Genomic DNA, 12,604 nt, shown 5'->3' with positions numbered 1-12,604 from the left:
GTTTGCAACTTTAAAGCATTTCAGAGGTTTAGCAACACGATATGATAAGTTGAAAAATAGCTATATCAGTAATGTTGCTTTAGCCTGTGCTTATATTTGGTTGAAATTATGAATGTTCAACAGACCCAACTATAACTTTTTATATTTGCATTTGCTTACATTTGATATCGATAAGTTAGAAGTAAAACCACTAATGCTATTTTCTATCTCTATTATTCAATGGATTATTTCGTTTTTATATGCCTACTTCCTTTCATAACTCATCAGAATTCACTTCTAAATTAGAATAATCACATTCAGAAAACTGAATTCGAAATGAATGCAAAAGTTCTCCATTTTCATCCTGATAGCTATAGATATAACCCTTAAAATAATCTTTAGTTAAATCAGCTGCATCTTCTTCACAGAGAGAAAATTTAGCTTCCTCTCTCATTTGCTCTCCTACTTCACCAGAAAGCTCATCTTTAGTTGTATCCATGATTTTATAAATTAGCACTAAATGATTATCTCTAATTTTTGCATCTAGCAGAGTAGTAAATTCATCAACTTCTAGAGGAGTTACTTGTTTAAATTGCCTTAAAATATTACGCCTAACAAGTATATTTCCCACATCAATATTTTGAGCAGTATTTTCTTTAGGCTCTCTAGACATTGCAGAGCCGTTGTCTATCAGCATAAAAATGACAATTCCAAAAAAGGAAATAAACAATAACAAAATAAAGGCTTTAAAAAAATTAAGCATAAAAGCTCCTTTCGATAACATCATGTCGGTATATGCATCAATCCTAATAATTAAGAATATTTCAACAAAACCTACTTAAACCCTCCTCCCTAAAGTTTAAGTTTGCCCAACAAAGAAGATAACGTTGAAATCTCTTCATCTGTCAGAAATGCAAAAATCTCTCCTGAAACATGCTCAATAGTCTTTGTTGCTTCTTTTGTTAGCTCTTCGCCATTTTCTGTTAAAACAATCAAACTTTGTCTTGCATCTCGTGGATTTATATCCCTTTTAACTATTCCAGTTTTTTCTAAAGGCAATAATAAACGAGTAATACCCGACGGACTTAGCCCGACTTTATTGCCTAATGCGATACGACTAAGTTTATTTTCAGAGGCTTCTCTCAGATAATGCAGTACTATAAATTCAGTAAAGCTCACGCCATGCACGCTTAAAGCCAAATCTAGCTGTTTATTTATTTGAGTTTCAATATAGTTTTGTTGCAATAAAAATTTGACTGCATTCATATTCCACCTACTAATAAGTATATAAATTAATTGAGTAGTCAATGATCATACAAATACTAAGCAATCAATAAAACCTATATTACAATCATTTACACATACTTCAGTCGCTCTTTAAAACATCCTTTTCTCTTTACTCAAAGACAATGAATACATATTATTTATAAGATAATTTTTGGCTTATTGACCATATCTCATCGTCAAAATAGGATACGGATTTCCTTCTCCATCAGTTTCTGAACGCCCAACGATACTAAAGCCCATAGATTGATAGAAACCGATGGCTTGCGGATTCTGCTCATTCACATCTACTTCATCAATTTGTAGTTCATTTAAAGCCAAGAAGGATATCATTATCATCCATAGCCACCAATAGGTTTACATCCGGCATATATTGCTCTTTAATCAGTGGTTTTAAACGTTCAATATCCGATTCTGGTAAAAAATCATGTGTTGCACGTGCAGAGGATTCCCAAATTATAATAAGAGCATCATATTCCGATGGAGTAGCTGATTGAATTTTAATCATATTTTAACCTATGAGACTCTATGAGACTCTATGAGACTATTGGTCACTATGAGCGCTATATTTAGCAGTCATTATTTATTTTTAAACACTACTATTAAGCCTAATAAGATTGCACCCATCCCTATCAACCCCGCAAAAGGTAATTTATTACCTAGTAGTACATAATCGAGTATAGCTGTCACAATCGGTACTAAATAAAAAAGACTGGTTACATTTACGATATTTCCTTTATTTAATAATTTATAGAGCAACAGCTGCGCAACTACTGAGATCAATAGCCCTAAAAACAGAGCTGAAATAATAAGTTGCATATTTATACGGATTTCAAAATTTTCAAAAGGCAGAAGCATAACGCACACTAACAAGCTAATTGCATATTGGAGTGGCAAAACATCAATCGGAGCTTGCTTGTCATTTTTTTGCATAATTGCCCCAAAAGTCATACATAACAAAGCAGCCAATGCAAAAACAATACCCATAGGTGCAATAAAAGAGATTGATAAGCTTTTCCATACCAATAGAATTAAGCCACCTAAAGCTAGAAGCAAGCCAAAAACTCTCATTTTCTGCATTTTTCGCTCAATAATACAGAGCGTTAAGATTGGCTGGATTCCCATGATAGTGGCAATTAAACCCGGAGTAACACCATGGGACATAGCCTTGAAATAACAGATTGAATAGCCTGCTATCATTAAAAATCCGGTCAAAATAACCTGTTTACTTGTTCCTTGCTGAGGTAATAATTTTCTTCTAAATAAAGCGATTAAAAGCAAAACCGTTAGCGCTATGCCAAATCGAAGTATCAGTAAAGACATGGGAGAGGCATTATCTAATCCCCATTTTGTGAAGATCGCCGCTGAGCCCCATAGCAGGATAAAACTAGAAGTTGCACCTTGAGAAGCAAGTGAATGTTTATTTAACAGCATTATGAATATTCCAATTAATAGGTAATGCTCTATCACTAGAGTTACCAGAAAGTCATTGAATCATGAATTCAAAATAAAGTAGCAAAGTATAGAATATTTTCATATATGCCTATCAGATAAAATCTACTACTTGAAATATCTAATCCTTCTTACAAATAAATTATGGTTGAATTCAGCATTTATTCTCCTAGATTCAAACATCTATGACAAACCAAATTTTAAAAAATAGAAATTTAATAGATAAAAGTATAGCGATAAATGATTTCCAACCTAAAAAATAGGTAATAAAAAAGCCTACTAAAAAGTAGGCTTTTCCTGATTGGTGGACATAGGTGGTAAATCTCAGCTACTTACACCACTATATACTATATTATCTATTTGATTTATATACACTTCACTCGATATACCTAGATATTAAATTTCAAGCGATGGGGACAAAATGGGGACAGTTTTTATACTCAGTAAGTAAATCTTAAATAGTCATCTAGTTTTTTACTTTCGAGTACCTCATTGTGTGGGATCAATAAATAATGCCAAGGTTTAGTTGATACTGCCGAAGCATTTTTACACCATTCACTCCCAACTTGTGCTTTGATTATTACATCTTCTGAGGCCATCTCATTTTCTGCTTTTACTTCAGCAAGCAAATAATACTTGTCAGTTTCAACCACAAAATCTGGAACATATTCCGATTGATCCCCCTGAAAATTATAATAAATTTGAAACTGACCTTTTGCTGGCTTAAACCATTTCTCACTATCTCTTTCTAAAATAATTGCGAAACGCCTTTCTGGGTCAGAATCAAATTTCTGAAATACCATAAGACATTTAGAAAATTCCGTAAATAGCATTTTTTTAATAGATATGTCTTTCGTTGGCGTTACGCGAATATTTTGAGGAGGTATATCTTTCAAGGCCGTAAAACTAGGATGCTTTAACTCAACAAAACTTCGATTAATCACGACATCATAGCTCGATGCTTTTTCCCAATGATGGCTTTGCATCTGACCATGAATATTATTCGCTATGTTTTGATAATTTTGTTCGACAACCTGCATGACCTCATCATCAGTCAAATAAGTTTTAAAATAATCTACCATTTGATTAGACAAGTCATATAACAATTCCGATTGAGTAAAGTAATCAATATCATCGAAATCAATCAAAGCATAAACAATCCTATCCTGAGGACTCTTTTCATTTAAGACTTCATCGGCTTTAATACTAAAAATTTTATTGTCACTTAAATTTTGACCTATTAACTCACGTTCTTGCGGTTGAAGATGTAGACCTTGCATGTCTAACTGAAATAGATTAAAACCTGTTGTCACATCTTCAGAGGGTGTAACTGAAATACGAGGAATATCAATCGTATTTTTAATATATACTTCAGTAACCTGCTGAATGATTTTTAGTACTTCTTCTTCAGATAGAAGTTTTTTGTTACTTTGCTCTTCACAAAAGTCTAACTCTTGTACCATGCTTGAAGCACGTTCCTTCATTGCCTTAAATACATTTGCCGCCATTTGAGTTTGAACTTCATAACGAGTTAAATCTTCACTATGTTTCACTATGCCAATATTTTTAGATTGAGCTTGAATTTCTTTCTTCACTTGCTGAATTGTCTGAATTACATTTGGATCTGCCAAATCCAACCCCTTACTCGGTTTTTTTGCATCGACATTTTCATCAATTAACTCAAGTTCTTGTGAAATAACAACAGTTTCTTGAGTATCGGTTTTCTGACTATACCCAGTACCTAACAGCGCATCTAAACGAGATGTGCTAGTCACACTAATAACTTCTTGCTCTTCATTTTCAGGTTCAAGAATATATGTCTTTAATTTAAGAATAGAATCTTCTCGATTCGCCTCATCTACAATTTCTTGGAATCGATCATGTGCAACAATACTCAGGCGATCCACTTCTTCTATCCCTGTACGTTTCCCATAAGGCAAACGCAAACCACGCCCAATAGATTGTTCTACTAAAGTACGTGCATTGGCAGCGCGTAAAGGAATAATTGTATAAAGATTTGTTACATCCCATCCTTCTTTTAACATATTTACATGAATAACAATTTCTGTCGGTTCATTTGGATCTTCAACAGATAGTAAGCGTTGCGTGGTCTCTTCTTCTTTCGTGCTACTATCAACCTGAATAACTTTATCTTTATATTGACCTTTAAAGAACTCATCAGATTCAATACGCTCTTTTAACTGAGCTGCATGGATAGTATCACGTGCAATGATAAGTACAAACGGTTTAACTCTTGCTTGCCCCGTATTTTGTGCGTAGTTAATTAAATGTACCTTAGTCATTTGATGTAAGCGAATGCCATCTTTAAGCTTAATTTCTTCAATTTGTTCTGTGGTTAAGCCTTTGGGATCAAAGTTTCGCTGGGTAACCACCGCAGGCTCTTTGACAAAGCCATCCTCCATTGCTCGAGCTAATGGATAATCCATCACTACATTCTGAAATGCAATAGGGCCTTTAGTTGATTCAACAAATGGTGTCGCTGTTAATTCTAACCCTATCAATGGATTAAGCTCATTAATTGCTTTAATCCCTGCACTCGCACGGTAGCGATGTGATTCATCCATTAAAAGTACTAAATCATCTAAACCAGCTAAATGATTAAAATAGCTTTCGCCTAGCACTTCACGCATACGCTTGATACGAGGTTCTTTACCACCACGAACTTCACTATTAATTTTTGAAATATTAAATATATTAATCCTTACCTGTCCTAATAAACTCGCAGTTGCAGTATCACGACTATCGTAGTTGTCACCTGTAATAATCATCGGAGATTGAAAGTTAAACTGTACTAAATTTGCAAAAACATACTTAGGCGTATTCGGAGTAAAATCTGTGATTAATTTTTCATAAATTGTTAAGTTTGGTGCCAAGACAAAAAAATTATTAATCCCATAAGCTAAATGCAAATAGGCAATAAAAGCCCCCATCAAACGTGTTTTTCCTACACCTGTAGCTAAACTAAAACAGATACTTGGAAAATCTCTCTCAAAATCAACTAACGTAGGAAATACCGTTTGTAATTTTACTAATGTTTGCTCATTAATTTCCGCATCTCGTCCCTGTTTAGTCAGCAACTCTTTAGCATTTTGAATGGCTAAATCAAGCTTCTCTAAACTTTCAGCTTGAGGTGCACGTAAAGATAAGCGTGCCTTTAAATCTTTAACAACTTGAGCAACAGGATTACGCTGAGAATGTTGAATTGATACAGTCATATTTGATCTCCAAATAAATCACCTGTTAGCTGATCTGTTTCTTTTATATTTTTTGATTTCTTAACCATTTTAATACCTTCAATATCAGGCTTTGACATCGGTAAATTCTGAACATTCAAACTATAATCATCATGCCCCCATTCACAAGCCTTAATAATACTATTTGGTATTTTCTTTAATGTTAAATTACTAAATCTATCGATATTTTTAGAACGCCATGCACTAGCTATGATCAGTAAAGTGCGAGCATCCCCAACTTCCTCAGAAATAGCCTGCAACTGTTGATCTGTCAAAGTTTGTGTCGTCACATAAATAAAATCAGTTTCACTGCCGTGACCATGATTCCAGTACTCAGTTTCTGATGGTATATAGGCATAACCTTCAAGTTTGCACATTGCTTCAACAAGCATTTCCTGATTATATTCAGGATTAATCACCCAGTTATCCCATTGATCTTTTTTCATGAGACTTGGTGCAAGCTTGTAATAACGAAAACCACCTCCACCTTGCCAGCCTGTAGATTCGGTAACACCACCTTTGTCTTCACCATCAATAACTTTTTTCAAACGTGGAATTACATGGGTATGACAATGATCGCCTAGCTCAACCATAATCCAACGACGACCCATTTTATGTGCCACAGCACCAGTTGTTCCAGAACCAGCAAAGGAATCTAATACTAAATCGCCTTTGTTTGTTGCAATATGAATAATTCTTTCTAACAGCTCTTCAGGTTTAGGGCTATCAAATCCTTTCCCATCAAATAAGATATTGGAATGCCTTTTTGCTTGGTCATTAGTTGATACATCATCAGCATACCAAATCGTTTCAGGCGTCAAACCAGTATCACCACTCTCACTTAAAAATTTCTTTTGTCTTGGAACATTACTGCCATTAAGTCCAAAATAAATTCTATTGTCACTGATTAACTCTGCTAGCTTCTTTTGGGTAAATCGCCAACAATTTCCTGCTGGAGGATCTATAACTCTTCCACTAGGCGTAATTATTTGATAAAACTGTGATGCAGTACCATGCCCAGCTTGGGCAGTAATAGCAACTGATTGCCATACGCCTCTAGAATCTTCATCGGGATTTTTATATCTTTTTAATACTTCCTCGGTTAAACCAATAGGATTACGAGTTTTGTCAAAAATAAATTTATTTTTAGCAAATACTAAAACATAATCATGCTTAAAGGAAAAGGCCCGCCTATTCTCTCTACTTTTTCTTTTTTCCCAAATAATCGAACAAGAGAAATTATTTCTACCAAAAATTTCATCACACATTATTTTAAAATAATGAATTTCATTATCATCAAGTGTTACCCATAAACTTCCATCCTCACTTAATAAATTATAGATAATTTCAATGCGATCTCTCATTAAACCTAACCAAATCGAATGCTCAAGCCCATCATCATAATATTCAAATGCACTACCAGTGTTATAAGGAGGATCAATAAAAACGCATTTGACTTTACCTGCATATTCACGCTCTAAGGCCTTAAGTGCGAGCAAGTTGTCACCAAAAATTAATTTATTATCAAAGATATCATTTTCAGATATTTTAGTTTCTGCATGGTAAGATTTAGCAGGATCTTCCAATAAAATTCGTGGTTCTAAACGTGGTCGTTTGTCTTTACCAATCCAAGTGAGTTCAAGTTTTGTTTTGGTCATTTATACACCTTCCAAAGTAGTTTCAGTAGCCACCAACGCAGCCATCATTAATCCCTTAATTCTACGACAATCACTGAGATTAGTAAAAATACTCGATGCTCGTTTATCCCAAGTTTCAGTATTAATCACTTGCACTAATTTCTCCGCAATAACGTCAATTTGCTGAGAAATTTTCGTCTGTTCATCCGAAGATAAGAATGGGGTAGCTAAATTAAGCTGTGACTTAATTTGAATATACACAAGATGCAAAATCATAAATTTCCCCTCTTCCAATATAGATCTAGATGATAATTCTTGATTATCAATCAGATTATTCTCAGTTAAGGCTCTGTCTTTTATAATTTTTAATGTAATTTGCCCAACCTGCCCTAACTTCCACAACTCACTCGATCTCAAGCTATCATGAAATAAGTCGTCATAGGCATTTTTTAATGGGTCATCTTCTCGCCTACGTTTTTTTGATAACGGGCTTTTCAATAACTTATCAACACTACTATTTGCAGCAATAATAAAATTTGGGAAGTTTCCACCTGTATAGAAACACGCTAAATAACGAGCTACTTCTTTTAAAGTTAAAACCGTATCTGTTAATGCAATATTCTCTGAAGAACTTTTAATGATGTAGTTCAATCCTGAAATATTTAAAATTTCTGACCATCGTTGTTGTTTCTCATCCAATGATGAAAAATCCTTTAAATCAACATTATTTTGTAAATTACGGTACTCAGTAATTTTTTGTGAAACAGATGAATTTAAATCGTCTAACTTAATAAATGTTACCAAAACTTTTATATTCTTCCCTTGATAATATGACTCTTTCTTTGAAGCTATTGTACCAACAGTTTGGGCACCATTAATCACAGAAAGTCCTTTAACATCAAAAACTCCTTTTTTCCTATTTCTACTAACAGGTGGTTTTTCTCTAATGTCAGTACATAAAAAAGTGATACCATTATTGAAATAAAAGAAATTATTTGTGTCATTCAATAAAGTATATTCAATCTCTTTATTTACTTTCGTTGACCCCTTATATACACGAATATTTCGATCAACTAATTGTTCACCATATCTTCGACCTACCACACATAAATCCTTTGCATCCATCACTCCATAATAGGCAATATAAGGTTGTGTCTTTTTCCCAAAATTCTCTAACACAATATTAGACTCGTTAATTTCAACTTGATTCCTCTGCTGCAAAAATAAATTAATCATTTTTTGCAATCCAAAATCATGGAATTTTATATATTCAGGGCGGGTATCATCATTGTAATCTTTTTCAATATCTGCAAATTGTCTTGTTCTATCTTCATGTAATACATTCCCTGTATGTACCAATACGCCTTTAACTTGCACGTCTGGTTGATCTAATGCATGTTCAATTTGGCTTCTTAATTGAGATGAAATTGTAGCAAAACGCTCAAACCTCATATCAAGTAAGTCAATCACACCATTTTTTGTAAATTTAGTGACATCACCCAAATCTGGTTCTTGATTACCATTTTTTATGTATTTTGATTGTAGTAACCAAATTATATTATCTGAGTCTATAAAAATCGCATCAATTCCATTATCTTCACGACCATCTACAATGCTCTTGGCTGCTTGATGAATATCAGCATCAGCATATGCATGTAAAAAATATGCACACAATGCCTTAGTCAAAAAATTACTTTTTTTGGCACCTTCATTAGTACCTTCTCCAATGATTTCCCCTTGAAACTTCGACTCTAACTCATTACATAACAACTTAAGTTCATGTGGTTGGCTCATTTAAATAATTTCCCATTCAATTTCAAATAACTTTTTCACTTGAACTTGCTGTTCAAGTTGTCCCTCTAATTGACCAATTAACTCATTACGTTCCATATCAATTTCATCTTGGCGATCAAATAATTCCCGACGCAATTTGGTACGTTTCATCTCTAATTCACGCTGTGCCTTTTGCCAATTTAGCTTATCTTGTAATGAAGCTGCAATCGTCGCTGACTTTCTTGCTTCTTTAATCGCTTTATCCGTTTCCTTAATCTCAACTTCAAGTCCATTTTTTAAATCATCTGCCCAACCATCAAGCTTGATAATTTCCTGATCAAAAAAACCAAGGTTTCTTATATTCACATCTTCAAGAATTTTAGTTTTACGATCTTCCTGTTCTAAACAAATTTGTGAAGACAAAATAATTTTCTTAATATCAGCTTGAGATGCTATTGGCAATTTCAATAATTTTTCCGGATCATCATCTGTCAAAATCTCACCTGAATCAGTTATAGCACTCAACACAAGATGTTGTTCAAAACATCCAAGGCTTGATACTTCCAACAACTCAGCAATTAAAATGCCAGATTGACCAATGAATGACTTTAAACTCGATACCTGAAAACCATAAGACTCATAGTCAAATACAAGTTTCGTAGGTGTTAGAATCTGAGTTTTATAGCTATCCAATAACGTTTGTACAAAAGGATGATTTAAACGTATAACATGCTCATGTGTATTTGATTTTGCTAAATCATATCTACCAGCATTAAATAGAGTTCCATGTATAGTAATTTCATCATTTAGCCAAAATCCACTTTCATCAAATACAACATTTGCCTCATTACGATTAAACTCATCATTAAGAAGTGCTAATAAATATTGTTCATATTTTTGTCGAATTTGAATAGCATCAGATTTAATTCTATAAAGAACATTTTCATCAAAATGATTCATCAATAAATTACGGGTATTTAGCATCGCTTCATTAATTTCAGCTGAAAGTTCATTTTGCAAATTCTCAAAGCTTTGTGCTATTTCTACAGGTTCACGACACTCCTGATAAATTTCCGCGATGCGTTTTTCAAAGTCCACCCCAGAACCAATAGTGCCTAGAATTTCATCACTTGCCCCAAATACTCCATCAAAAAGTTGAAACTTTTCAGACAATAATTCATAAACACGAGAATCAGCTTCATTACTACGATCCACAAAATTCACAACCACAACATCATGCTTTTGTCCATACCGATGACAACGCCCAATACGTTGTTCAATACGTTGTGGATTCCAAGGCAAATCATAATTAATGATCAAGGAACAAAACTGTAGATTAATCCCTTCCGCGCCTGCTTCTGTAGCAATCATCACAGAACCTTGTTCTTTAAAATAATCAACTAATGCAGCACGTATATCAGCAGTCTTTGCACCTGTCACACGATCTGTCCCTTTATGACGCTCGACCCATTCTTTATATATTTTCTTCGCTTTAGCATCATTATTGGCACCATTAAATAAAACTAAGCCTTCAAAATAAGCTGTGTCTTTTAACAAATCAGTGAGATATTCTTGGGTTCGTCTAGATTCCGTAAAAATGATTGCTTTTTTTTCAGCCCCTAATTCTTGCAAACCTTCAAATGAAGTTTCCAAAGCTGTAAGTAAAGCCTGTCCTTTAGACTGTTGTTTAATATTTATAGCTAAAGTTTGAAACTCTTTAAGCTCTGATATTTCAAGTTCAATTACTTGCTTTTCTTGAACTGATAAAATCTCATCTTCTTCAACAAGCTCATCATAGTCATCTCCTGATTCTATCAAAGCTTCATAATCATCATCTAACTCATCTAGAATATTAGAGTCTTGATCTAGCAGCTTATTTTCTAAACGAGCAATCATTGTTGATAAAGCACCAGCAATAGCTTGAGTTGACGACGCAAGTAACTTCCACAATACAAGAGAAATCAACTGTCTTTGCCCTACTGGCAACGCCTGCAAAGTTGGTCGACGTAAATATTCAGCAATCAATTCTCTTAGCTGCTTCTCTTCTCTTGATGGGGTAAAGTCCTGTACAATTGCACGTCGTGCTGTATACGAAACAAAAGGTTGAACCTGCTGTCTCAGGGTTCGTTTGCACACTGCAGCCAACCTAGCTCGAAGTTGAGGAAGTGTTACATCCTTATCGCCCGTAATAAATTGACTTTTAAAGCTTTCTAAATCACCAAAAATTCGCTCATCTAAGATACTAACTAGACCATAAAGCTCTAATAATGAATTTTGTAACGGTGTTGCTGTCAGTAATACTTTATTGTGAACATGCTCTAAAGAATGCTTTATAATATTAGCAGTAACATTTTGTTTTTTATATACATTTCTTAAACGATGCGCCTCATCTATTACTACTAAATCCCAAGCAATGTTTTTAATATCATTGGCTTTCGATTTTGCAAATTGGTAAGAACAGATAATAATGTCATCTTGAATAAAAGGATTAATACCACCTTCTTTTTTAAGCTGATTATAAATCTTTGCTTCAAAAATCACAGCCTTTAAACCGAACTTATCATAAAGTTCTTGATACCATTGTTTGCGAAGATTGGCTGGTGTAATAATCAAAATACGTTTTTTTCTTTCAGCCCAAGTCTGAGCAATCACTAAACCTGCTTCAATTGTTTTTCCTAAACCTACTTCATCTGCGAGTAATACTCCTTGAGATAATGGATTTTTAAACGCGAATAAAGCAGCATCAACCTGATGAGGATTGAGATCAACACGTGCATCAACTAATATTGATGACAATGATTCAACTGAATTATGAGCTGACTGTTTTGTTAAAAACCATGAAAAATAAAGCTTTTGTTGGACAGATAACATAATATTATTTTATAAAAGGGAATGAAAACACAATATACTAACAGCCCTAATTATATTTTTCAGTACATACCGCACATATATTTAAAAACCTAATTAGACATGCTCTGCCAACCACTGATTTCAAATACTTTTTAACAAGTACCACTATATTGTCTAAATTTACTTGATTATCTCCCTTTCTGAATGATGTACTGACCCACTCCTGATACAACGCCAAATACTTCATTTTTAAATACAGAATCAATGCATCCGCCTTGATGCGATTAAACTACGAATCATTTTGGCGACGATAAACTGATGACTTGCTAGCTTTTCAGTAACTTTTTTAATTAATTTAATATCCTCAAATGACTG

General features: G+C 33.9%; 7 protein-coding genes and 2 pseudogenes. 1 reads left to right on the top strand and 8 read right to left on the bottom strand.

The genetic code is table 11. From position 1 onward, the window contains the following. A pseudogene (locus tag ACYSN2_RS02830) lies at window positions 1–112 on the top strand (IS5/IS1182 family transposase); the annotation flags it as partial. A 141-nt stretch (window positions 113–253) separates the two neighbouring features. Here the strand turns inward: ACYSN2_RS02830 and ACYSN2_RS02825 are convergent. From ACYSN2_RS02825 to ACYSN2_RS02790, 8 genes and pseudogenes are all read right to left on the bottom strand, one after another. Further along, window positions 254–742: a hypothetical protein gene (locus ACYSN2_RS02825; RefSeq protein WP_461748742.1), complete on the bottom strand. Its 489-nt coding sequence runs from the start codon at window positions 740–742 to the stop codon at window positions 254–256. Window positions 743–831: 89 nt separating this feature from the next. Then, window positions 832–1,245 carry a MarR family winged helix-turn-helix transcriptional regulator gene (locus ACYSN2_RS02820; protein ID WP_461748741.1) on the bottom strand — a complete coding sequence of 138 codons (414 nt, stop codon included), beginning with the start codon at window positions 1,243–1,245 and terminating at the stop codon, window positions 832–834. A 177-nt stretch (window positions 1,246–1,422) separates the two neighbouring features. Continuing rightward, a pseudogene (locus ACYSN2_RS02815) lies at window positions 1,423–1,771 on the bottom strand (GNAT family protein). Window positions 1,772–1,842: 71 nt separating this feature from the next. Next, window positions 1,843–2,697: a DMT family transporter gene (locus ACYSN2_RS02810; RefSeq protein ID WP_461748740.1), complete on the bottom strand. Its 855-nt coding sequence runs from the start codon at window positions 2,695–2,697 to the stop codon at window positions 1,843–1,845. 458 nt (window positions 2,698–3,155) lie between these two features. Then, entirely contained in the window at window positions 3,156–5,951 is a 2,796-nt protein-coding gene (locus tag ACYSN2_RS02805; protein ID WP_461748739.1) for a DEAD/DEAH box helicase, read from the bottom strand. Then, the gene (locus ACYSN2_RS02800) at window positions 5,948–7,627 is read right to left on the bottom strand and encodes a site-specific DNA-methyltransferase (RefSeq protein ID WP_461748738.1); all 1,680 of its coding nucleotides are present in this window, start codon (window positions 7,625–7,627) and stop codon (window positions 5,948–5,950) included. The genes ACYSN2_RS02805 and ACYSN2_RS02800 overlap by 4 nt, the downstream gene beginning before the upstream one ends. Next, a complete protein-coding gene (locus ACYSN2_RS02795) occupies window positions 7,628–9,400 on the bottom strand; it encodes an AIPR family protein (RefSeq protein WP_461748737.1) in 1,773 nt (590 codons plus the stop codon). Further along, window positions 9,401–12,250 carry an SNF2-related protein gene (locus tag ACYSN2_RS02790; RefSeq protein WP_461748736.1) on the bottom strand — a complete coding sequence of 950 codons (2,850 nt, stop codon included), beginning with the start codon at window positions 12,248–12,250 and terminating at the stop codon, window positions 9,401–9,403. It abuts the gene before it with no gap. Between the last annotated feature and the right edge of the window lie 354 nt (window positions 12,251–12,604).

It is taken from the genome of Ignatzschineria sp. LJL83, from assembly GCF_054871845.1.
The sequence above is the reverse complement of the archived record's forward strand: the minus strand, read 5'-3'. Positions and strand labels throughout refer to the sequence as shown.